Annotated in this window: 16 protein-coding genes and 1 pseudogene; 7 read left to right on the top strand and 10 right to left on the bottom strand. The window is 68.7% G+C overall.

Annotation, left to right across the window (positions count from 1 at the left end):
* Window positions 1–489: 489 nt before the first annotated feature.
* Window positions 490–1,701 carry a pentapeptide repeat-containing protein gene (locus tag Ari01nite_RS50110; RefSeq protein ID WP_239163074.1) on the bottom strand — a complete coding sequence of 404 codons (1,212 nt, stop codon included), beginning with the start codon at window positions 1,699–1,701 and terminating at the stop codon, window positions 490–492.
* 454 nt (window positions 1,702–2,155) lie between these two features.
* Between Ari01nite_RS50110 and Ari01nite_RS27720 the strand changes: the two genes are divergently transcribed.
* Complete coding sequence (locus tag Ari01nite_RS27720; RefSeq protein WP_203785096.1) at window positions 2,156–2,791, top strand: hypothetical protein; 636 nt, start codon at window positions 2,156–2,158, stop codon at window positions 2,789–2,791.
* Between the two features lie 1,182 nt (window positions 2,792–3,973).
* Here the strand turns inward: Ari01nite_RS27720 and Ari01nite_RS27715 are convergent.
* From Ari01nite_RS27715 to Ari01nite_RS27700, 4 genes are all read right to left on the bottom strand, one after another.
* Entirely contained in the window at window positions 3,974–4,237 is a 264-nt protein-coding gene (locus Ari01nite_RS27715; RefSeq protein ID WP_203785095.1) for a DUF397 domain-containing protein, read from the bottom strand.
* Entirely contained in the window at window positions 4,227–5,096 is an 870-nt protein-coding gene (locus tag Ari01nite_RS27710; protein ID WP_203785094.1) for a helix-turn-helix domain-containing protein, read from the bottom strand. The genes Ari01nite_RS27715 and Ari01nite_RS27710 overlap by 11 nt, the downstream gene beginning before the upstream one ends.
* Window positions 5,097–5,745: 649 nt before the next feature.
* Entirely contained in the window at window positions 5,746–6,597 is an 852-nt protein-coding gene (locus tag Ari01nite_RS27705; protein ID WP_203785093.1) for a flagellin, read from the bottom strand.
* A 175-nt stretch (window positions 6,598–6,772) separates the two neighbouring features.
* A complete protein-coding gene (locus tag Ari01nite_RS27700) occupies window positions 6,773–7,558 on the bottom strand; it encodes a class I SAM-dependent methyltransferase (protein ID WP_203785092.1) in 786 nt (261 codons plus the stop codon).
* A gap of 43 nt (window positions 7,559–7,601) precedes the next feature.
* Between Ari01nite_RS27700 and Ari01nite_RS27695 the strand changes: the two genes are divergently transcribed.
* Complete coding sequence (locus Ari01nite_RS27695; protein ID WP_203785091.1) at window positions 7,602–9,104, top strand: eCIS core domain-containing protein; 1,503 nt, start codon at window positions 7,602–7,604, stop codon at window positions 9,102–9,104.
* Here the strand turns inward: Ari01nite_RS27695 and Ari01nite_RS51310 are convergent.
* Window positions 9,082–10,346: pseudogene (locus tag Ari01nite_RS51310) on the bottom strand (ATP-binding protein). The gene Ari01nite_RS27695 and the pseudogene Ari01nite_RS51310 overlap by 23 nt on opposite strands.
* Before the next feature lie 170 nt (window positions 10,347–10,516).
* Entirely contained in the window at window positions 10,517–12,937 is a 2,421-nt protein-coding gene (locus Ari01nite_RS27685) for a transglycosylase domain-containing protein (RefSeq protein WP_203785132.1), read from the bottom strand.
* Window positions 12,938–13,243: 306 nt separating this feature from the next.
* Between Ari01nite_RS27685 and Ari01nite_RS27680 the strand changes: the two genes are divergently transcribed.
* Window positions 13,244–13,546, top strand: a complete 303-nt coding sequence (locus Ari01nite_RS27680) for a WhiB family transcriptional regulator (protein WP_203785090.1) — start codon at window positions 13,244–13,246, stop codon at window positions 13,544–13,546.
* A gap of 8 nt (window positions 13,547–13,554) precedes the next feature.
* On the opposite strand, the gene bagB is transcribed toward Ari01nite_RS27680, so the two are convergent.
* The 3 genes from bagB to Ari01nite_RS27665 are packed head-to-tail and all read right to left on the bottom strand — an operon-like array spanning window position 13,555 to window position 16,606.
* Window positions 13,555–14,694, bottom strand: coding sequence for an ArsA family ATPase (bagB, locus tag Ari01nite_RS27675; protein WP_203785089.1), 1,140 nt, complete (start codon window positions 14,692–14,694; stop codon window positions 13,555–13,557).
* Window positions 14,695–14,723: 29 nt separating this feature from the next.
* Window positions 14,724–15,680 carry an ATPase BagA gene (bagA, locus tag Ari01nite_RS27670; protein ID WP_203785088.1) on the bottom strand — a complete coding sequence of 319 codons (957 nt, stop codon included), beginning with the start codon at window positions 15,678–15,680 and terminating at the stop codon, window positions 14,724–14,726.
* A 23-nt stretch (window positions 15,681–15,703) separates the two neighbouring features.
* The gene (locus Ari01nite_RS27665; RefSeq protein ID WP_203785087.1) at window positions 15,704–16,606 is read right to left on the bottom strand and encodes an Rv0361 family membrane protein; all 903 of its coding nucleotides are present in this window, start codon (window positions 16,604–16,606) and stop codon (window positions 15,704–15,706) included.
* Window positions 16,607–16,711: 105 nt separating this feature from the next.
* On the opposite strand from Ari01nite_RS27665, the gene sp36 reads away from it, so the two are divergent.
* From sp36 to Ari01nite_RS27645, 4 genes are all read left to right on the top strand, one after another.
* Complete coding sequence (gene sp36, locus Ari01nite_RS27660; protein WP_203785086.1) at window positions 16,712–16,867, top strand: Sp36 family protein; 156 nt, start codon at window positions 16,712–16,714, stop codon at window positions 16,865–16,867.
* Window positions 16,864–17,349, top strand: coding sequence for a RidA family protein (locus tag Ari01nite_RS27655; protein WP_203785085.1), 486 nt, complete (start codon window positions 16,864–16,866; stop codon window positions 17,347–17,349). Before sp36 ends, Ari01nite_RS27655 begins: the two co-directional genes overlap by 4 nt.
* A 70-nt stretch (window positions 17,350–17,419) precedes the next feature.
* On the top strand, window positions 17,420–18,220 hold the full coding sequence (locus Ari01nite_RS27650; RefSeq protein ID WP_239163071.1) for an MBL fold metallo-hydrolase: 801 nt from the start codon (window positions 17,420–17,422) through the stop codon (window positions 18,218–18,220).
* Window positions 18,217–21,849, top strand: coding sequence for an adenylate/guanylate cyclase domain-containing protein (locus Ari01nite_RS27645; protein WP_203785084.1), 3,633 nt, complete (start codon window positions 18,217–18,219; stop codon window positions 21,847–21,849). The genes Ari01nite_RS27650 and Ari01nite_RS27645 overlap by 4 nt, the downstream gene beginning before the upstream one ends.
* Window positions 21,850–21,853: the final 4 nt, after the last annotated feature.

The following is a 21,853-nucleotide window of genomic DNA, read 5'->3' as shown; positions in this document are numbered from 1 at the left end:
CAGCGACTTTCGTATCTCTGGTGTGGACTGTCGTACGCGGCTCGCTGCAATGAGATGCAGCGGGATGCCCTTGCGCACCGCAGCCGGCCGGCTTGGCCTGGGCGACGCGGCCGAGCTGCCACTCCAGGCCGCAGGGCTTATGCCTGGCATGTGGTGCCTACGGCTACTGCGCCTCCGGCGGGGGCGCTCCGGCTCCGGGATGGCGCGCGCACCGTCACCCTCGCCCCGGGGCAAGCCGAGCAGACCCCGCTGGCGGATGCCCGCTCCCACGGTGGGCGGGTCGAGGGTGACGGGATGGCTTGCATGCAAGTGGCCTGGGGTCAAGGGACGCTCAGGGGTGGCCTGAGTGACCCCGGCCGGTTTACCGCGGCCGACCCCCGCGAGCGGGCATCTGAGCCCAGGCCGCACTGCGGCCGAGCTGTCATGCGGGCGACGATGAATCTGTCGCGCAGTGGCAACTCGGAGCCGGAAGCTTGGCGCTGAGACCGGTTAGCACCAGGCGCGATCAAAGGGAACGCTCACGCCTTGCGGAAGTCTGGTCTCCTCGTCAGCGACTGCGCACCGCAAGTTCGCCGTCTCCAGTCCGTAGGCTGACCCGAGGTCAGCGCCGGTTAGGTTCGCGTCGCTCAGGTTTGCATCGGCCAGGTCCGCCTCGAACAGGCGTGCGCTGGCCAGGTTCGCGCTGGGCAGGCTCGCGCTGTTCAGGCTCGCGCGGTCCAGGCTCGCGCGGTTCAGGTCTGCAAGCAGCAGGTCCGCATTGTTCAGGTTCGCGTCGCTCAGGTTCGCGCCGTTTAGGTTCGCAAGCATCAGATTCGCATGGTTCAGGTTCGCGTCGGTCAGATTCGCGTCGCTCAGGTTCACGCCGATTAGGTTCGCATTGCTCAGGTTCGCGCCGGTCAGGTTCGCGCCAGTCAGGTTCGCGCCACTGGGAGTAGTGCCGTTCAGCTTCGCGCCACTGGGGAACGTTTCGATTACGTATGAACCGTAACGCGGGTGGTAGCTCAGATTAGCGCCGCTAAGCTCTGTTCGACTCAGGTCTACGATGCCGTACTGCGGATCGGTGCCGAAGCCGGGCTTATCGAAATTGGGCCGCCGTCCAAGCACAGTCAGAGCGGCTTGCACGTCTGTTGCTGGCACACCCTCTGAGGGCATTGGTGACGAAGTAGGAGTGGGCTGAACGGTGAGGCGAGCGTGCTCACGAACGAAAGCGCAGAGGATCTCAACGATGTTGCGTTCGTCGTCTACAGAATCCCGCATGATACGTTCCAACGCGTAGATGCCGCCCAAGCGGATTGCCACCTTACTGTTGCCCTCCTGGCCGAGCTGATCGATGGCCTTCGTAAAACGGTCGGTAATCTGCCCCTGCTCAGCTAGGCGCTGCTGACCTTGGTTGGCCTGATTGGTCGACAGTAGGGCGATTACGGCTACCAAGACCGTGAAGCCAGTCACGAGCGGCGAAAGAATTGCGGCGATCGCGGTGACGTTCTCCCGCCAGCCGGGCCCTTCCGAAGTCGGTGCGGGAGCCGGCGGTGCGGGAGCCGGCGGTACGGGAGCCGGCGGTACGGGAGCCGACGGTACGGGAGCCGGCGGTGCTGTTGGAGTGCTGCCGCGCCACGCAGTGCGAACGGCCGATAGCCGCTTGGGACCGTAAGCGCGCCAGGCGGCGCGCGCCGCCGTCACTCGGTTGCCGAACTTGGCCACGTCTCATTGGAGCGGACTGCGCATCGCTGCGCTAGGCCAAACCGTCCGCAGCGAGATCTAGCTGGGATGCAGGAGCTGGTCGAGCTGGACCCGGCAAACTCCGGCCAGCTGGTAGTAAGTAAGTAAGTAAGGACCTGCCGTCCGATCATGGCAGTCCGTCTAACAACCTGGGGCTGTCACCCCGCGTGCCAGATCCCGTGCCAGATCGGTCGGTCGTAGCGGGAGCATGCCGTGGACCGACGGTGAGTTGCTCTACATCATCGCTGGTGAGCCCATCGGAGGTCAGCGATCATGGGCGAGGACCGTCATGGCAGTGCGGACCTCACGCGACGGCCCGGATGGGTAGCGGGCACGCTAGGAACACACGATGGATTGGGCCCGGCCTGTCCGCCCGATATGAGTCGCCCAGCTCAAGCCCTAGCCGTGTCGCGTCCACATCGGTGAGGATGGCGTGATGGCATGGGAGTGGGTCGCCCCGGTTACCACGCTCGCTGCCGGTGTCGCGGGCATCGCCGGTACGGTAATCGCCGCTAGATACGGCAGGCTGACGCAACTCGAACTCGCACGCATGGCACCTGCTCAGGCCTTACTAGCCGAGAAGCGGCTGTCTTACGCCAAATTTTTACGCGGAGCTGACGAGCTGCTCGGCGGGATGAGAAGGATCCGGCGCATCGAGAGGCTGAGATCGCGATCCGAAGAGGTCGAGGGAACGCCTGAGGAGTCCAGGGTTCTAGTAGATCTTAACGAGGCGCTTGAAGGCGCAGAAGATCTTAGAGACCACCTCCTAGAGCTCCAAAAAGATCTAGGAGGCATTCGCCAAGAGTTGACAGTTCTTAGCGGATTCGAAATTGGGGCCCTGGCTGCCCGCGCTCTGGCGGTGGTTTCGCGGATAGACGGAACGGATGAAGAATGGGAGGCGAGGGCGCTCGCGGCAGTCAATACCCTTGCCTTCACGATGCATATCGATACAAATCCGCTAAGCCAGGATATTGCGAACGATGTCAAATCGAAGGTAGCCGCTACGGTTGAGGACTTCGAGAACGGCGTTGTAGCGGAACACCTAAATCCTGACCGCTCAACGTCGCCGTAGCGGACTAGGACAACACGCCTCGAATTGGATTTAGATGCGTTCGGTCTAAGTTCAGCGGGGCCGAAATCGAGCGAGACGCAGAAGCTGCAACGCGGGAGGCGGCATCGAAGAGGCTCCAACGCAGTACATCGTGGCCTGGGTTGAGGCGTCTGCCGCTTACGGATCCGCCTTGGTTACCTGGGTGACTAACTGAGTGACAATCGCCGGTGATCACAGAGGACGCCCACGGACGACTGAGGACTGATGTGTGCAGGTCGTCAGTAAGTTGACCAAGCTCATTCAAAGATCATGAGTTGCATGGGGGTCAAGGAGTCGCTGACTACGGCGAGCCCAAGGAGCCGCATGATCCAGCCTCCCTGCGCTGGAAACTCGTACTGAACGCCTTCGCCATCACGTTCGGTGACCGCTGGCCGGCCGCCGAGCTCTACTAACCGAATGCCAGAAACACCGTTCGCGTTACGGACCCGCGCGCACCGGCTCGCGTTCGCGATTCGTTTTGTCGTGTATGGCAGCTGCGGTTCGGCTCGGGATCGGTGACTTCGACGCTTCAGGTATCGCTTTCGGCCTGTTAGTCAGAGTCGTCCGCAGCTTGTATTGGTGGCGTGAGTCGTGTGCTGTTGGGCTCGATCTCGGTGCTGCGACGGGTTGTCGATCCGGTTGGCGGGCCTGTGGAGTTCGTGTCGGCGTTGGACAGGAACGCCACAAGGTCGAGGTTGGGGCGGCCGATATCGGGTGGATAGGCTGATTGAGCCGATGATCGAAACTGGATGATGGGTCCGGTGGCCGCTGTTCGGGACTATTGGAACTCGTTCCCGAGTGGTGCGGCCGTTGCTTCAAGGCGGGATGCCGCGTCGAAAGCCACAACCGGGTGGCGACAGCTCCCGAGAATAGCGAAGGTCGATCTCACACCGACGCCCTGGTATGGCCCTAGAGGGGCAATTTGAGGGTGCCCGGGTGGCGCGGATCTCTGGATCGCTGCTGTTATCCGGGTGGCGCGGCGGCAGATCGGAAGGCAGTTGGGTGAGCGTCGCTGCAAGCGGGTAGGGGTGACGGCTTGCGGAAGGGCGCAGTCGGGTGGCTTCCCCAGAGATGCTGTCGGTGGGATGGATCCGTTGACGGCCTGGCGCTGGGAGCGGGGGAACTGCGAAGGCCCGGCCGATGATGCCGGGCCCCTCGCGGGAGTTATTTCACGTTGTCGAAGTCGCCGTCCTTTGCGCCGGTGAGAAACTCTCGCCACTCCGTGGCGGAGTAGCGAAGGATGGGTCCGGCGGGATCCTTTGAGTCGCGAACAGCGATGGTGCCGTCGCCGACTGCGGCGACCTGGACACAGGCCCCTTGGCTGCAGGACCGGGAGGTTTGCCAGTCGAGGTCGGCGGATCGCGGAGGAAGCACTTGATCTCCATTTAAAGTTGGCGCAGGGCTCCGTCCGGTAACGCTACAGCTCATGTACGATTTTTCGGATCAGTTTCACGGTTTCGGACGTCGGTAGGGCTTGAGCCGTCAGGTTTTCGAAGGCTCTGGCGTACCGCTCAACATCCCCGATTTGATCCAGGTAGAGCTCGCCCGCGAGCCCTTCGACGTATACCACGGGCGGAAGAAATTCTAATATGGGCGACTCAACCGGATTCGAAAAATCGAGCAAGATGAATCCGCTGTTCATTCCCTGGTGGGCGCCTGCGGAAAAGGGGACTACGCGGAGGGTGATGGCCGCGCGCTCCGACAGCTCGATCGCGTGCCTGAGTTGCTCGCGCATAACGTCCGGACCGCCGACGAGCCGGCGCAGGGCCGCTTCGTCGAGAATGATTTCCAGCCTGGGTGACTGGTCTCCGGTCAGGATCTCTTGTCGCCGCATGCGTAGCTCGACGGCACGCTCTCGCTGTGGGGAGCCGGCTGGGTGCCAGTTCGCCAGCATCGCGTCGGCGTATGGGCGGGTTTGGATGAGGCCGGGGAAGGCGGAGGTCTCGAATTCCCTGATTGTGGTGGCCGAACCCTCCAGTCCGATCAACGTCTCCAAAGCAGGCTCCAGGCCGGCCGCCTGCCACCACGCCCGCTGCCGACTCTCCTGTGCCATGGTCATCAGCTGCTGTCGCACCACGGCATCCGAAATCCGATAAAGATCACATAGGTCGCGAACGTCCCGGAGAGTCGGATTCCGCTGAGCGGTTTCGATCCGGCTGATCTTGGTGGCCGAGCAAAGGAGATGGCCCGCCACGTCGGAGACGGTCATGCCGGCGTCTTCGCGATAGCGACGAAGCACGGCTCCAAGCTGCCGGCGGCGGACCGTCGGGCCAGGGTCGCTGGGCACGGTACACCTCCGTCTTCGGAGATTCATGCCATCTGGCAACGAGCCATATGGCAATTTCCGTTGGCAACTGTAGCTTGGCAAGTGCCTCTTGGCAATTAACGTCCGGGGTGGTGGACTGGTTCCTACGTTGCGTAGCGAGACGGTGGCTCGCCGTCGAGTGGCCACTCCCGGCATGCCCTGTACACACAGAAGGCGCTGACCCAAAGAACGAGCGCGTCCACCGGTCGATGCGCGCAACGACAAAGCTGGGCCGATGCGGCTACATCGACCCAGCTAGTTACCTCCCCGGCTGCTAGCCATGAAGGAAGGTCACCATGCGCAAAAATACCATGATCTCCAGATCGGACACCTCCGCCGACTTTGCGAAACGGCCTGCCGCCGAGACGGGAGGCGGACGATGAAGTTGTGGTCGGACGTCTCGACGATCTTCAGGCTTGTTCTGGTCTGCCTTCTGCTCGGCTTCCTGGCCGGTCTGTGCGCCGCCGGAGGCGTGCTTGCTCCGCAACCGCGTGGCCCGGCGCCGACCCTCTCGCCCGGACGGAACACCGTTCCTCCGGTAGCGACCATCAACAAATGACCGGCGATCGAATGAGGGAGCGGCGCCGGCATCGATTCACTCCAGGCGGCATCGATGTCGGCACCGGTTGGGTCAGCGGTACATGAGCAGCTGCCGCACCATCGAGATGTGCAGGGCGTTCACCTGGGCCAGCATTGCCGCGGCCGACTCCGCTCGGATGCTGTTGCGGGTCATGGCGAGGGTCTCCTCGGCGACGTCGACACCGACCAGGTTTTCCAGCGTCGAGGTCACGGCGGTGGAGTGGGACGCCATGGCGGTGGCGTGGTAGCCCATTGCGGAGGAGACGCCTCCGGTGCTGGCCAGGCTTCCGACGACGGCGTCTCGGGCCGCGTCGATGGCGGTCAGGGTGGCTGCCCGGGTGGTGCCGCCGGCGAAGTCGATGCTGGCCAGGTCGAGGGAGCCGTCGCCCAGGTCGGCTGCGGCCACCGAGATGGCCGTCAGCTCCACCGCGTCGGAGGCGGTGCCGCTGCCTGCCACCGTGAAGGACAAGCCCGTCGTGGCGATCGAGCCGTCGAGGAGGGCGTCGCCGCCCACCGACGTGGTGGTCTGTGCGATTCGGGTCAGTTGGGCGGTCAGCTGGTCCACCGTGCTCTGCACCGCGCTCACCGAGCTTGCGTCGTTCTCGTCCATGCCCAGGACCGCGTTGCGCAGCTCGAGCAGGAGGTCGGATGCCTGCTGGAGGCCGCTCGAGGCCGCGTCTGCGGCTGCCTTTGCGTCCTGGGTGGCCCGCAGGTGCAGGCCGGCGGCGCCCTGCTGGGCACGCAGCGAGATCTCGCGGGTGGCGGCGGCTGGGTCTTCGGCGAACGAGGTGAAACGGCGGTCGGCGGCGATGCGGGCGGAGGACTTTTCGACCGCGGCCAGCGCCTGTGCGTGGAAACGGGCGATCTGCGACGCGGCGGCGGTGTTTGCTCCGGTAACGAACATGGGGGACTCCTATGGTGGGGGGCGAACCCGGGGGAAAGGGGGGTTCTGCCTGGGGGGTGAACCCGGGGGAAGGGGGTTCAGCCGTGCTTAGTCGGCTCCCGCTCCCGCAAGGCAACGATCTGAAGGCTCAGATCCACCGGAATCCCGAACAATTAGCCGAACGACCTAGGAACACCTACGCCGTGCGCCGGGCCACCCGGAGGAACGTCAGGTAGCAGCGGGACGCGCGGTCGTCCAGACGGGTGCGGATGCGGTCGGCTACCGCGTCCAGCAAGGGCTCGCGGACGTCGGGAGGCAGCTTGCGGTACATGGAAGTGGAGCGCATCAGGTCGGCGTAGCCCTGGCCGTCGAACCACTGGACGGTCGGATACCAGTGCACGGCCGGCGGCTCGAACAGCGGGCTCCACTCTCCGGCCTCGGTGCGGGCGTCGTGCTCGAGTGGCGGGTGGCCCCAGTCGGGGTTGCCGGGGACGAAGTGTTCGTGGAGGTCAGCTGTTTCCGCATATACCTCGGGCAGGTCGGGGCGGCGGACCACGGTGTAGCCGAGCAGTGCCAGCGAGCCGCCGGGGCGGAGCAGGTCGTGGGCATGCTGCCAGCCGGTGGACGGGTCTACCCAGTGCCATGACGAGGCAGCAACTACCAGATCGAAGCGCTGCCTGGTCGCGTACCATTGCTCGAATTTTGTGGTTTTGATCTTGACCTTGGGGAAGGTGGCCAGGCGCGCGCGGGCCAGGTCGGCCATGTCGGGGCCCGGTTCCAGGGCGGTGATGGCGCAGCCCAGGGTGGCCAGTGAGCGGGTGGCCTGGCCGGTGCCGCAGCCGACCTCCAGCACGGTGGACTGCTCGTCGAGGCCGGTGCTGGTGGCCAGGTCGTCGAAGAGTGCGTCGGGGTAGCCGGGCCGGACCCGGTCGTAGAGTTCGGGGACCTCGTTGAAGATCCGGCCTAGAGGTTGTCCCGTCATCGCGTGAGCATAGGGGGTTGCGCCGGGCGCGGATGATAGGCGGATGAGGAAGCGGGCGGACGAGCTTGCCCACGACCTGCCGCAGGCGAAAGAGGCCGCGGTTGGCGGGATGGCCGTGCCACTGTCCAATCAGATGCTGCAGCGCGCGATGACGCAGCCCGGCGACGCGCTGGAGCGGGAAGCCGAGCGGGGCGGCGAGGTCCGGCAGACCGATCACGGCGGCGGGATGCTGCCGCGGGCGGTGGTCGAGACGCTGAGCGGTGCCGGTCGTGCGCTTGAGGGCGCGACGATGGCGGCCATGCAGCAGCGGTTCGGCAAAGATCTTTCGGGGGTACGGGTACACACGGGCGGAGCGGCAGCCCGGTCGGCGGAACAGGTCGGTGCGGCTGCCTACACGGTCGGCTCGGACATCGTGTTCGGCGCCGGACGGTACGCACCGGGCACGTCCGCCGGTGACCACCTGCTCGGCCACGAGTTGACGCACGTGGTGCAGGGCGGGTCGACGCTCAAGCGCTTCCACCTGCCGCACGGCGCGCACCAGGGTGCCAAGTACGACGAGACGCCAAAGATGGCCGGCACCTACGCGGCCATGCTGGCCACCATTCAGTCGATCATCACGGCCTCGGTCTCGTACGGGACCACGGTCAGCATGGACACGTTCGTGGAGAACTGCGGCGGAAGCTCGGCGGGGCGCAAGATCTCGGCGAAGCTGGGCTCGAACCAGCCGACGATCAAGTCCATGCTGCTGCCGCGCTACCTGCTGACCCGGCGCGCCGGACTGCTCGACATGCGGCACTTCTTCCAGTTGCTCTACATCTCGCACTTCGTCTCGGGCGCGTCGCCCGGCACCAACGGCAACCGGTCGGCCACCCGGCAGGGCCGCGAGCACGAGTTGGAGGCCGAGTCGGAGTCGCGGTTCGGGGCCGAGGACGCCACCTCGAACGCGATCGGCGCCTACACCGGGAGCCGCCTGGCCGGCTCGCCGCAGTCCGCCGACCTGTTCGCCACGATCAAGGACATGCTGGACCGCTGCGACCCGGTCGACTTCGACGCGCTCAGCGGGCCCAGCAAGTCGGCCATCCTGCACTTCTACGGCGACCTGGTGAACGATCCGAAGGCGAAGAGCCCGGGCGACATGATCCCGGCCAACCAGAACGAGTCCGCGGTCCCGCCCCTGCTGACCATCCCCGAGTTCGCCGGCAAGGAGCGCTCGTTCCCGTTCGTCATCGACCCGGACGACCCCAAGACGATCACCGACACCGACTTCCTCAAGGGCGCACTCAGCGTCGACGACGATGACGACGTCCGCGAGTACACGTTCACCCAGCGCCCCGAGGTGATCAAACTTCTCACACCCCAGGAAAAGGTACGCATGGCAGAGCTGGCCTTCGAGGACTGGGTGGCCGACGGCGACATCGACGCGATCGAGGTGCTCTACAAAAACTCGACGCCGGCCGAGAAGGCGCTGATCCGCAAGGCGATCGACCCGGGCGACCTGTCCAACGACGACCAGGAGGCACGGCTCAGGGCGATCTTCGCACGCTAGCGACCTCCCACAGCGAGCTCACCGGCATCGCGCGCAGTTTTGGACCGAACGGCAACGTGGTGGTGCCGGTGTAGAGCACGATGCCGGCGATGAAGTCGTCGTCGAGGCGGTCAGCCAGTCGGCGCAGGGCACGGAAGTCATCGGTGCCGACGGTGGACGCGGCCTTCACCTCGATGGCGACGATCTGGCCCTGACGGCTTTCCAGGATCGCATCCACCTCGTACCGGTCCCGGTCGCGGTAGTGCGACAACTCGGCCTGGTGCCGTGACCAGGTCAGCTGCCGAGCCAGTTCGGACAGGACGAACGACTCCAGCAGCGGGCCGAACTGCCCGGCGGGGCGGAGAAGCGACCGTGCATCCGTGCCGACCTCCTGGGCCGCGATGCCGGAGTCGACGAAGAACAGTTTCGGGGTGGCGGTGGCGCGCGTTCCGAGGTTGCGTGACCACCCGGGGATACGTTTGACCAGGAAGATCTCCTCGAGGGCCTGGAGGTATCGGGCGATCGTGGGACGGCTCAGGCCGAGCTCGGACTCGAGCGAACCGGCCGCGATAAGTGTGCCGTTGCGGGCGGCGAGCAGCCGGACCAGGCGGCGAAGCTCGCCCTTGCGCTGGATCTCGGAGAGTTGCCGCACGTCCCGGTCGATCAGCGACTGCACGTAGGCGTCGAGAAAACGCGCTCGTCGCTGCGGGTCGGTGCGCCCGACTGCTTCCGGCAAGCCACCGCGGACGACGCGTGCTGCGTAGTCGGCCCGGGTGACTGCGGAGTGGTGCGTCAGGCTCGGACCTGCGTCGAAGATGGCGTCGACAAACCGTCGGGCCCGCCGTCGAGCTCGCCCTGGGAGAACGGCCACAGCTCGACGGTTTCCATGCGGCCGGGCAATGCGTCGGGCGCGGCGAGCATGCCGAAGAGGCGGGATGAGCCGGTGAGCAGGAAACGGCCGGCCCGCGGGTCGTCGTCCACGGCGACCTTGATGGCCAGCAGAAGCTCGGGTACGCGCTGGATCTCGTCGATGACCAGCAGCCCGGGCTGGTCGACGAAACCCACCGGATCGGCGACCGCGGCGGCTCGATCTTGCGGGCGGTCCAGATCGCGACGCTCGACCGCCCGGTCGCCGGCCACGAGTTTGACAAGGGTGCTCTTGCCCGCCTGCCGAGCGCCGTTGATCAGCACGACACGGGTGTCCGCGAGCGCGGCCCGTACCTGCGCGGCGGCTCGTCGCGGACGGATTTCGGAAGCCGCCATCACCCGATCGTACGGCAGGATGTTCGATCTGCGGGGGTGGAGGCTTTCGATTTGCGGACCGGTTGGCTTTCGATTTGCGGACGGGGGATGTTCACGAATCGGGCCTGTTCAGCGTCAGTGAACAAGCCCGATCGGTGAACGGTGATCAGGTGTGGCGGCCGAGCTGGGGCTTAGCGCCTTGGTCTCGGTGGTTCCGCGCTCGGCTGGCCGGGGCCGGGGACGGGGCCGTTGGGCGGCTGCTGGCCGTCGTTGCCGGTGCTCGGCTGGAGGACCACCACGCCGCCCTTGATGGTGCGGCCGCTCGGGTCGGTGCCGGCCACCGTGCCGGCGGGGCAGTTCGAGTTGATCGGGGAGCCGATCGAGACCGAGAAGCCGGCGTCCTCTAGGCGGTCGCGGGCGCTGTCGACCGAGTCGCAGACCACGTCGGGGATCGAGCGCTGGTCGCCGACCGCGATCTTTTCGTTGTCCGGCTTCTTGAACTGGACCTTCGGCTTGCCCTCCATGTAGTCGGCCAGGGTGTTGTAAACCGCGGGGTTTACCACGCTGTGCGACATCCGGTCGGGGTGGTTCTGGTAGTCGGGGTTGACCAGGTAGCCGGCTACGACCAGCGAGGTGGTGCCGGCGACCAGGGACGCGGTCTTGTCGGCGTCGGTGGTGCCGGTCTTGCCGAACACCGGGTGCTTGACCGTGGAGCGGGTCTGCGGCGCCGTGCCGCCCCGGCACTGGCCCAGCTGGGCCGAGTCGCCGACCGGGCAGCGGGTCGCGTCGAGCGTGGCGCGGGCCACGTCCTTACTGGTGGCGCGGATGCAGTGCGGCTTGCCGATGTCGAGCTTGTCGCCGTTCTGGGTGATGATCTGCTCGATCGGGGTGGGCTCGCAGTACATGCCGTCGCCGGCCAGGGTCGCGTACGCGTTCGCCATGTCCAGCGGGGTCGTGTTGGAGACGCCCAGGGTGAACGCGCCCCACTGCGGTGCCCGCTCCGGAGTGGCCAGCTCGGCGTCCTCCGGTGCGCGGAACTGGATGCCGAACCGCTTGGCGACGGCCACCACGTTCTCGGCGCCGACCCTCTCCTCCAGCGGAACGAAGTACGTGTTGATCGACTTACCGAAGGCCGTCCACATGTTGTAGACGCCGGACCCGCCGCCGCCGGAGTTGCTCGGGCACCAGAAGTGCGTGCCGGGGCAGGCCGAGTCGTTGCCCGAGTCGATGATGTAGCCCGACTTGTAGCGCTTCTCCGCCTTGATCGTGTAGCCCAGCGGGTAGCCCTTTTCCAGCGCGGCCACCATCGTGAACATCTTCATGACCGAGCCGGCCTGATAACCCGTGATGTCGCCGCCGCCGGTCAGCAGCGGGTTCGTGGTGTTCGGGAACGAGCCGCGGATGCCCTGCCGGGCCTTGCGCGGGTCGGGCGACATCTCGTTCTTCGGGTTGGTCGGGTCGTCCAGCTTGTACTTCCGGTTGGCCGACAGCAGCCGCACCTTGCCGGTCGCCGGTTCGACGCCGGCCAGCAGCAGCGCGTCCTGGTTCTTCTCGCCGATCTTGTCCGAGATCCGGTCCCGGGCCGCCTGCTGTCCCTTGATGTCCAGGGTGGTGGTGATCCGGTAGCCGCCGCTCTTGAGGCGACGCTCCCGGTCGTACGAGGTCTCTCCGAACTGCTCCTGGCTCATCCACCAGCGGTAGAAATAGTCACAGAAGAAGCCCCAGCTGTTCTTGGCCACCGAGACGCAGCCGTTGCCGACCGGCTTGACCTTGGTCGGCATGCCTTCCTTCTTGGCGGCCTCGGCCTGCTCCTTGGTGATGGCGCCCATCTCGAGCATGCCGGGGATCACGTAGTTGTTGCGGCGCTGGAGCAGCTGCTCGTGACCCTCGGTGCTGGTCGGGTTGAAGCTGGACGGCGCCTTGACGATGCTCGCCAGCATCGCGGACTGGGCGACGGTCAGGTCCTTGGGCTTTTTGTTGAAGTAGACCTGGCTGGCCGCGAAGACGCCGTACGCCTGGTTGCCGAAGGGCGCGATGTTCAGGTAGCGCTCGAGGATGGCCTCCTTGCCCAGGTCCTTCTCCACCTGGAGCGCGTACTTCATCTCGGTGATCTTGCGTTTCGGGGTGTCCTTGGTGGCGTCGACCACGTCCTGGGGGTTGGTCGCCGAGTAGGCCAGCGACATCCGGACCCACTGCATCGTGATGGTCGAGGCGCCCTGCTTCTGCTTGCCGTTGTTGTTGTTCACGAAGGCGCGCGCGACGCCCTTCAGATCGACGCCGTTGTGGTGGAAGAACTCCCGGTCTTCGGCGGCCACGATGGCGTCCCGCATGTGCTTCGAGATGTCCTTGAGCGGTACGTCGCTGCGGAACTCGTCGTAGAACTGCGAGATCTGGGTCTTGTTGTCGGAGGCGTAGATGCGCGTGATCTGCGGCGAGCTGAAGTCTTTGATCTCACTGGGCAGGCTCGCGAACGTCTGGCCGCCGGCCTTGGCGGCCAGACCGGACATCGCGGCGGCGGGAAAAACCGCGGCCGCCACGACGACGCCGGCGAGTAATCCGCAGATCAGCAACGAGGTCGCGTTGGCGAAGATGTTGTGATCGCGTCGGCGCATCCAGGAGGTCACCTGAGCAGGGTACGCGAAGGGCACACGCGACCGCCCGTCGAGAAGCTCACGGTTCGCCCAGAATGATTGTGCCCCGCTTCGGGGCGTCTTGGTGCCCACTTAAAGAACTTCTACGGAAGCGCTTCGTGGCCTTTGCCCGGTACTACCGGGCTATACGTATTTGAGGGACAACGTTGCGTAATCACCCGACTACAGAGCATGATGGTCCGGCGAGCTGTCGCACGACGTCTGCGCTGCCTGGGGGACATGAGCAGGCCGGCGTCAGGGGGTGAACGCAAGGGGGGACGTGTACAGATGGGGATGATCAGCGACTGGCCCAGCATGGCGGCGTGTCAGAGTGGCGACCCTGACGCGCTGTTCGTGCAGGGCGCCGAGCAGAACGTGGCGAAGAGGATTTGCCGCAGCTGCCCGGTTCGCTACGAATGCCTCGCCGATGCCCTGGACAACCGGATCGAATTCGGCGTCTGGGGCGGCATGACCGAGCGCGAGCGGCGGGCGCTGCTGCGCCGGCACCCGCAGGTGGCCAGCTGGCGAAAGATGTTCGAGGCCGCGATGCGCGAGAAGAGCGCCGACAAGGTGCTCGTCCCGACCCGCTGATCCGCTGGTTAACCGGCGAGCAATGCGCCGATCGTCCGCAGCCCGTCGACGTCGTGTACGTCGGCGGGCTGCGCCGCGACTGCCACGGCCGGCACCGCGGGGAACTGATCGGTGAACGCGGCGGCCACGCGTACCTCTCTCTCCGTCTGGCGCATCAGTCCGGCATGCACCCGCAGCGCGTCCGCGGTCATCTCCTGGTCGCCGGCCGCCGCCAGGGCGGCCGCGGCGGCCTCGCTCTGCTCCGAGGTGAGTTCGGCCACTGCCGACCGGTGCATCCGGTTGAGCACCAGTCCAGCCAGCGGCATCCGCTCGGCCACCAGCCGCTCCGCGAAGTAGGCCGCTTCCCGTACGGCATCCCGCTCCGGCGCCGCGACCAGCAGAAACGCGGTCTGCGGGTCTTGCAGGATGCGGTACGTCTCGTCGGCCCGGTGCCGGAAGCCGCCGAACATCGAGTCGAGCGCCGCCACGAAGCCGGACAGATCGGTCAGCAGCTGGGCGCCAAGAACCTTTTGCACGGTCCGGGAGAACAGCCCGAACGACGCTGTGACCAGGCTGAACATGCTGCGGCCGGACCGCGCGGGCGCGAGCAGCAGGCGCAGCATCCGGCCGTCCAGGAAGCGGGACAGCCGGGCCGGCGCGTCCAGGAAGTCGAGCGCGGAGCGGGACGGCGGGGTGTCCACCACGATCAGGTCCCACTCGTCGCCGGCCCGCAACTGGCCCAGCTTCTCCATCGCCATGTACTCCTGGGTGCCGGCGAAGGTCGAGCTCATGGCCTGGTAGAAGGGGTTCGCGAAGATCTCGGCGGCCCGCTGCGGCGTGGTGTGCTGCTGCACCACCTCGTCGAACGTGCGCTTCATGTCGAGCATCATGGCGTGCAGTTCGCCGCCGTTCCCGCCGTCGATGCCCTTGACCTGCCGCGGGGTGTTGTCCAGCTCGCTGAGTCCCATCGACTGCGCGAGCCGGCGCGCCGGGTCGATGGTCAGCACCACCGTGCGGCGCCCGTGCACCTCGGCGGACCGCACGCCGAGCGCGGCCGCCGTCGTCGTCTTGCCCACCCCACCGGCACCGCAGCACACGATGATCCGGGTGGTCGGGTCGGCGAGCAGAGCGTCGACGTCCAGTTGTTCAGCGGACAGTTCAGCCACCACTACTCCAGGGTAATGCGTCGGTGATCGACTCAGGCCCGCATGAGGGCGGCCGCGAGCTCGTACAGGGCGGCGCGGTCGATGCCGCCCGGCAGCAGCGGCAGTTCCACCACCGGCCGGCCGGACTCGGCCAGTTCGCCACGCAGCGACTCCTCCAGCTCGCGGCGGGTCAGGTAGGCCTTCGCCTCGGCGGCCAGCCCGTTGACCGTGGCCGCGTCGGCCGGCAGCCCGGCCTCGGTCAGACCGCGCTTGAGCTCGGCCTTGGTCACCTTGCCGCCGGTCAGCAGGGCCGGCCGGGCGCTGTTCACGATGATCCGGCCGAGCGAGATGTTGAGCGACGCGAGCTCGCCGAGGGCGTCCAGGGTCTCCTGTACGGGCATCTCCTCGAGCAGCGTGACCACGTGCACCGTGGTGATCGGGGAGCGCAGCAGCGACGCGACACTGTCGCTCTGCTTTTTGATGGGGCCGACCTTGGCCAGTTTGGCGGTCTCGGCCGTGACGTTGAGGAAGCGGCCGATCCGGCCGGTGGGCGGCGCGTCCAGCACCACCGCGTCGTACGCCCGGCGGCCCTCGTGCGCGCGGGTGGTGGCCTCCTTGACCTTGCCGGTGAGTAATACGTCACGCAGGCCCGGGGCGATCGTGGTGGCGAAGTCGATGGCGCCCACCTTGCGCAGCGCCCGCCCGGCCGCGCCCAGGTGATAGAACATGTCGAGGTATTCGAGCAGGGCCTCCTCGGGGTCCACGGCCAGCGCCCGCACCTCGCCGCCGCCCTCCACCCGGGCGATCCGCAGCTCCTGGTAGGGCAGCGGCTCGACCTCGAAGAGCTGGGCGATGCCCTGCCGGCTCTCGACCTCGACCAGCAGCGTGCGCCGGCCGCCCGCGGCCAGGCCCAGTGCCAGCGCCGCGGCCACCGTGGTCTTGCCGGTGCCGCCCTTGCCGGTCACCACGTGCAGCCGTGCCGGCCACCGGGTGTTGAACTGCTCGCCCATGACTCACACGGTACGGCGGCAAGTCAGCCGGCCACCTCACAGACCAGCCACCCGGTCTTGCGGATCACCGTGAACTCGAGCTCCTGCTGCGCCGTCTTTTCATCGGCCGTCGACAGCGTGAGCTGCACCGACACCAGCGCGCGATCCTCCCCTGAGCTGGCCACCGCGGGCTCGGCCCAGCGATAGACGGGCTCCTGATAACCATCCGAGTACGTCTTGATCTCGCGGACCCGGTCGGCCAGTTTGGTCTCGTCGCGTGCCTCGCGGCAGACGAGTTCGTCGGCGGCGGTCGCGTCCTGCTGGGTGTAGACGGCGTCGAGGAAGCGGTTGACCGCGGTGGCCGGATCGGGTGAGCCGGGGTTGTCGGCGTCCCGGAGCAGGAGGTATGCCGAAACGGCGCCGCCGCTGCACAGCAGCAGGGTGGCCACCAGCGCGAGCGAGACCCACAGCGCGTTGCGCTTGCCGGGGACGGCGGCCGGGGCCGGCGGCACCTGCACCGGCTGGCCCGCGCCCTGCCAGATCGGATCACCGCCCGGGGGAGCCTCGCCCGGCGGTGCGGCGGTGTGCTGATAGGCCAGGTGCTCGGGCGGCTGGGTCTGCCACTGGCCGGGGGCCTCGTGCTGCGCATACCAGGGCTGGGGCCCGGCCGGCGGGATGACCTGGGTGCGCTCGGGCACCTCGGTCACCGCCGGCATGTTCGCCGTGGGTGACTCGTCGGCGAAGGCTCCGGGCGGGGGAAATTCGAGGGCGTACGGGTCGGGCCCGGCATCGATGAACTCGGCCGACGACCGCGGCGGCCACTCGTGCGGGGGCTCCGGCGCGGGGATCGGATCGGCCGGCGGGATCGGCTGCGGGGGCTCCGGATCGGGCGACGGCAGCGGGGAAGGCTCCGGGTGCCCCGGCTGGCCGCCCTGCGCGTGCGTCATGTCGCCCTCCGTGATCTCCTCTGGTGGGTTTCAGCGTAACCAAACGGGCATCTCCGCGGGCCCTAAGCTGGCCCGGTACCCGACTATTAGGGAGTAGAGCAGGCCATGCAGAAGTGGGAGTACGTGACCGTGCCACTGCTGGTCCACGCGACCAAGCAGATCCTCGACAACTGGGGCGAGGACGGCTGGGAGCTCGTCCAGGTGGTGCCGGGACCTAACCCGGAGCAGCTGGTCGCGTACATGAAGCGGCAAAAGTCATGACCACGCCGATCGCGGGCGAGGGCGGCGTGGACGCGTACGCGAAACTCGCTCAGCTCGGCCTCACCCTGCCGCAGGTGGCGCCGCCGCTGGCCGCCTACGTCCCGGCGGTGCAGACCGGCAACTACGTGTACGTGTCCGGCCAGCTCCCGCTGGTCGAGGGCAAGCTGCCGGTGACCGGCAAGGTCGGCGCCGAGGTGACCGAGGAGCAGGCCGCCGAGCTGGCCCGGACCTGCGCGCTGAACGCGCTGGCCGCCATCGAGTCGCTGGTCGGCCTCGGCCGGCTCGTCAAGATCGTGAAGCTGACCGGCTTTGTGGCCTCGGCGCCGGGGTTCACCGGGCAGCCGGCGGTGCTCAACGGCGCCTCCAACCTGCTCGGCGAGGTGCTCGGCGAGCAGGGCCGGCACGCGCGCAGCGCGGTGGGCGTGGCCGAACTGCCGCTGGGCGCCCCGGTCGAAGTCGAGGTCATCGCCGAGGTGGCATGAGCTGAGTGGGGGCTGAGATCGCACATCCGGTCCTCGGCTCCACCCCCATGCGCGACGTACGATTTCGCGCATGGGGGGTGCTGCGGACGACGGCCTGCCGGCCTGGGTGTCGCTGCTGCGTGCGCCCAATCCGGGGCCGATGACGCTGGACGGCACCAATACCTGGGTGATACGCGCGCCGGGCGAGCGGCTCGGCGTGGTGATCGATCCGGGCCCGCTCGACGAGGAGCATCTGGCCCGGATCGCCGCGTCCGGCCCGTTCCGTTCGATTCTGATCACGCACGGTCACCACGATCACGTCGAGGGTGCCGACCGGCTGGCCGAACTGCTCGGCGGTGACACACCGGTGCTCGCCGCCGACGCCCGGCACGGCGCGCCGCTCGACCGGCACAGCTCGGACGACGACCTGCGCATCGAGGTGCTGGACACCCCCGGGCACACCGCCGATTCGGTGTGTTTTCTGATCGAGCATGGGAACACCCGGGCGATGTTCACCGGCGACACGATCCTCGGCCGCGGCACCACGGTGGTGGCCGCGCCCGACGGCGACCTCGGGTCTTACCTGGCCAGCCTGGAACTGCTCGCGGCGTACCCGGAGGTGGTGATGCTGCCCGGCCACGGCCCGGCGCGGGACGACGTCGCCGCGATCGCGCGCGAATATCTCGACCATCGGCGCCAGCGCCTGGCTCAGGTCGAGGCGGCCATGGCGGCCGGTGCCGAGACCCCCGAGCAGGTGGTCGATCTCGTCTACCCCGACATCGATCGGGCCGTACGCTTCGCGGCTGTCTTCTCCGCGACAGCCCAACTGGATTATCTCCGTCACAGAAATCGGGAATCAGGAACAAGGGCCGACGGGTTGGATCGGCTGTGACCTGTCCCGTGTGTGGAACCGTCGCCGTACCCGGCGCCCGTTTCTGCCACAACTGCGGCGCCGCCCTGCCGGCCGCGGCCACCCTGCCGGCGGCCGAGCGGCGCATCGTAACCGTGCTCTTCGGCGACCTCTCCGACTTCACCTCCTGGTCGGAGGACCTCGACCCGGAACGCGTCGGCGCCGTCACCGACCGGGTGCTGGCCGCGCTGGCCGGCGCGGTCAAGACGTTCGGCGGGCACGTCGACAAGCTGACCGGCGACGGCATCATGGCGGTCTTCGGCGCCCCGGTGGCCCATGAGGACGACGCCGAGCGGGCGGTCCGCGCCGCGCTGAGCATGCAGCGCGCGGTCCGCCGGGTGCTCGACGACGAACGTGGCGGCGGCGCACCGCTGGGCCTGCGGGTCGGGCTGAACACCGGCGAGGTGGTGGCCGGCATCCAGGCATCGATCGAATACACGGTCATCGGCGACACCGTGAACACCGCCGCCCGGCTGGCCGACGCGGCCGCGGTCGGCGCCGTCTACGCGGGCTCGCGCACCAGCGCCGGCACCCGGCACGTCGCCTCCTGGCGGCAGTTGCGGCCGTTGCGGCTCAAGGGCAAGCGCGAGCCGGTGCCGGCGTTCGAACTGCTCGGCCTGCACGACGCCCCCGGCACCCGGTCGGGTCTCGGCGACGAGGCACCGTTCGTGGGCCGCGAGACCGAACTGGGCCGGGTGGCCGGCCGGCTTGCCGAGGCGATCGACTCGGACACGCCGCGGGTGATGGTGATGACCGCCGAGGCCGGGATCGGCAAGTCCCGGTTCGCCGGCGAGGTCAAGCGGCTCGCCGCCGGCTACGACGTCAGCGGCGGTGGCCGGTACGCGGCACACACCGGCGCCCGGGTGCTGCGGGTGCGCTGCCGCGCGTTCGGCGAGCGCCGCCGGTTCGCGCCGCTGGCCGACCTGGTGCGCAAGTCGGTCGGCCTGCCCAAGGACGTGGTCGCCACGGTCGGCCGCACGGTGGTCGAGGAGCGGCTGCGCAAGCTGGCCGTCCGGCTGGGCGCCAGTCTCGACCTCGACCGCCTGCTGGCCCTGCTCGGCTACGGCGAGGCGCCGGCCAACCCGGTCGGTCCGGCCGCGGCCGCCGATTGGCAGCCCGCCGCCAAGCGGCTCGACGCCGAGGCCGTCTCGGCGGCGGTGGCCGACCTGCTCAGCGCGCTGGCGGCCGAGGCGCCGCTGGTGGTGATCGTGGACGACCTGCACGACGCCACCGCGTCCACCGTGGACGCGCTGGGTCGCACGCTCTCGCTCCTCGAGGGGCCGGTCGTGGTGCTGCTGCTGGGCCGGCCCGAGCTGGTGCGTACGGCCGGCGCGCTGACCCGGCTGGCCGACGCCGAGGTGCACACGCTGCCGCCGTTGCGCGGTGCGGACGCGGCCCGGCTGCTCACCTCCTATTTGAGCGGCGGCAAGCTGACCCAGCCGGACACCGACCGGCTGCTGGCCACCGCACAGGGCAACCCGTTCTATCTGGCCGAGATGGTCACCCTGCTGATGGAACGTGGCGCACTCACACCGGCGGTCGGCGCCAACGCGGCCGGCAAGTGGCAGCTCGCCGACGGGTCGCTGGGCCGCCAGTTGCTCTCCCGCGACCTGGCCGCGGTGCTGGCGGCGCGCATCGACGCGTTGCCCGCCGAGCCGCGCGCGGTGCTGCGCGACGCGGCCGTGGTGGGTGACACCGTGCCGACCGGGGTGATCGAGGCGCTGCGCGAGCGGCGGGCGACCAGCGACGCGCGGCCCGGCGCGGTGGCCGCGGTCGAGCTGGAACGGTCGGTCGACGAGCTGCTCCAGCGCCGGATGCTGCACCGGGTGCGCGGCGGTTACGCGTTCACCACGCCGCTGATGCGCGAGGCCGCATACTCCGGGATCGGCAAGGCCGACCTCGCCGACCGGCACGCCTACCTGGCCACCTGGGCCGCCCCCGAGACGATCAACCGGCTCGGCTACGACGGCGCGAGCCGGCTCAGCCTGGCCGAGAACGAGCGCGACGCGTTCGTGGCCATCCACGCCGAGTGCACGGTCGAGCTGGCCGACCAGGTGCGGCTGCGGCCCGAGGCGGCGGTACGCGACGTCGCCCCGCTGGGCGTGGCGGCGCTCGGCCGGATGGCCCGCCGGGCCCTGGCCAACATCGAACCGGCCGCCTCGATCGAGTACGCCGAGCGCGCCGCCGCGCTGGGCAAGGAGGAACTGCCGCTGCCCGACCAGCTGGTGCACGCCCGCGCGCTGCTGCGCCTGGGCCGGGCCGAGGAGGCGCTCGCGTACGGCGAAAAGATCGCCGAGAACGCCGCCGAGGATCCGGTCTGCCGGGCCGAGGCGCTGCTGGTGGTGGGCCGCGCGCACGAGGCGCTGGGCGACAGCGCCCAGGCCGTGACGGCCTGGCAGGAGGCGCTCGACGTGGCCACCGAGGCCGAGCTGCTGCCGGAGCGGGCCAACGCGATGCGCCGGCTCGGGATGGCCGACTTCCTGGCCGGCCGGCTGAGCCAGGCGAGCAGCCGGTTCGCGGCGGCCTACCAGGTGACCCTGGCGGCCGGCGATCGGCACGGGCAGGCCTGGGCGCTGCAGAACCTGGCGTGGGTGACCACCACCCGCGGCGACTTCGCCGGGACCGACGCGGTGCTCGGCCGGGCGGCGCGACTGTTCGCCGAGCTGGGCGACCCGGTCGGGCGGTCCTGGCTGCGCGGCACCACGGCGTTCGCCCGGTTGCTGGCCGGCCGGTTGCAGGAGTCGCGGCGGCTGGCCCGGATCTTCCTGCCGTTCGGCGACCGGGTGGGTGAGGCCTGGGCCGTCGGCACGCTCCGGGCGGTGGAGGCGTACGCGGCCTCCGAGCTGGGCGAACTCGGCGAGGCCGACGGTGAGGCGCGCCGGGCGTACCGGGACTTCAACGTGGTGGGCGACGACTGGGGCCGCGGCCTGGCGCTGGTGGTGCGTGGCGCGACCGCCCGCGGGCTGGGCGAGTTCGACCACGCGTACGACCTGCTCACCGACGCACTGGAGTACGCCGGTCGCACCGGTCATCCGCTGCTGCTCGGGATGGCCGGTACGCTGCGCGGCTTCGTGGCGCTGTACCGGGGTGACCTGGCCCAGGCCGAGGCCGACGCCCGCCGGGTGATCGCCGCGGTCGAGCCGCACAATCCGCTGGCACCGGCCCAGGTGGGTCCGCGGGTGCTGCTGGCCGAGGCGCGCACCCGGGCCGGCGACGCGGCCACCGGCATCGGGTTGCTGGCGCCGATCGCCGCCGACCCTGGTGCGTCGCTGCTGTTCTCCCGGCGGCACGCGCTGGCCTCGTACGCGTCGGCCCTGCTCGCCGACGGCCGGGTGGAGTCCGCGCTGACCTGGATCGAGCGGGCCCGCGAGGTGCCGGCCGAGGACGTGCGCAGCGGCGTGGTGGCGGCCATGGTGGCGGCCCGGGTGCTGGCCGCCGCCGACCGGTGCGAGGACGCGGGCCGGGCCGCCGAGGAGGCGGTGCTGCTGGCGTACAGCACCGAGCAGGTCAGCGAGCGGGCCGCGGCCGAGGAGCTGCGCGACACCCTCACGTCGGCCGTGCTGGAGTCCTCGCCGCCGGAAACTGTCGCCTACGCGTCTGACGTGCCCTGATGAT

It is taken from the genome of Paractinoplanes rishiriensis (assembly GCF_016862375.1).
In the GTDB taxonomy this organism is placed as follows: Bacteria; Actinomycetota; Actinomycetes; order Mycobacteriales; family Micromonosporaceae; genus Actinoplanes; species Actinoplanes rishiriensis.
The sequence above is the reverse complement of the archived record's forward strand: the minus strand, read 5'-3'. Positions and strand labels throughout refer to the sequence as shown.

What these genes read in the sequence shown, in the direction of transcription:
- Ari01nite_RS27715 (WP_203785095.1), bottom strand. Translation starts at nt 4,237, where the DNA reads ATGAGCTGTAGCGTTACCGGACGGAGCCCTGCGCCAACTTTAAATGGA.
- Ari01nite_RS27655 (WP_203785085.1), top strand. Translation starts at nt 16,864, where the DNA reads ATGACCACGCCGATCGCGGGCGAGGGCGGCGTGGACGCGTACGCGAAA.
- sp36 (WP_203785086.1), top strand. Translation starts at nt 16,712, where the DNA reads ATGCAGAAGTGGGAGTACGTGACCGTGCCACTGCTGGTCCACGCGACC.
- Ari01nite_RS27685 (WP_203785132.1), bottom strand. Translation starts at nt 12,937, where the DNA reads ATGCGCCGACGCGATCACAACATCTTCGCCAACGCGACCTCGTTGCTG.
- Ari01nite_RS27695 (WP_203785091.1), top strand. Translation starts at nt 7,602, where the DNA reads ATGAGGAAGCGGGCGGACGAGCTTGCCCACGACCTGCCGCAGGCGAAA.
- Ari01nite_RS27665 (WP_203785087.1), bottom strand. Translation starts at nt 16,606, where the DNA reads ATGACGCACGCGCAGGGCGGCCAGCCGGGGCACCCGGAGCCTTCCCCG.
- bagA (WP_203785088.1), bottom strand. Translation starts at nt 15,680, where the DNA reads ATGGGCGAGCAGTTCAACACCCGGTGGCCGGCACGGCTGCACGTGGTG.
- Ari01nite_RS27705 (WP_203785093.1), bottom strand. Translation starts at nt 6,597, where the DNA reads ATGTTCGTTACCGGAGCAAACACCGCCGCCGCGTCGCAGATCGCCCGT.
- Ari01nite_RS27720 (WP_203785096.1), top strand. Translation starts at nt 2,156, where the DNA reads ATGGCATGGGAGTGGGTCGCCCCGGTTACCACGCTCGCTGCCGGTGTC.
- Ari01nite_RS27680 (WP_203785090.1), top strand. Translation starts at nt 13,244, where the DNA reads ATGGGGATGATCAGCGACTGGCCCAGCATGGCGGCGTGTCAGAGTGGC.
- Ari01nite_RS27650 (WP_239163071.1), top strand. Translation starts at nt 17,420, where the DNA reads ATGGGGGGTGCTGCGGACGACGGCCTGCCGGCCTGGGTGTCGCTGCTG.
- Ari01nite_RS27700 (WP_203785092.1), bottom strand. Translation starts at nt 7,558, where the DNA reads ATGACGGGACAACCTCTAGGCCGGATCTTCAACGAGGTCCCCGAACTC.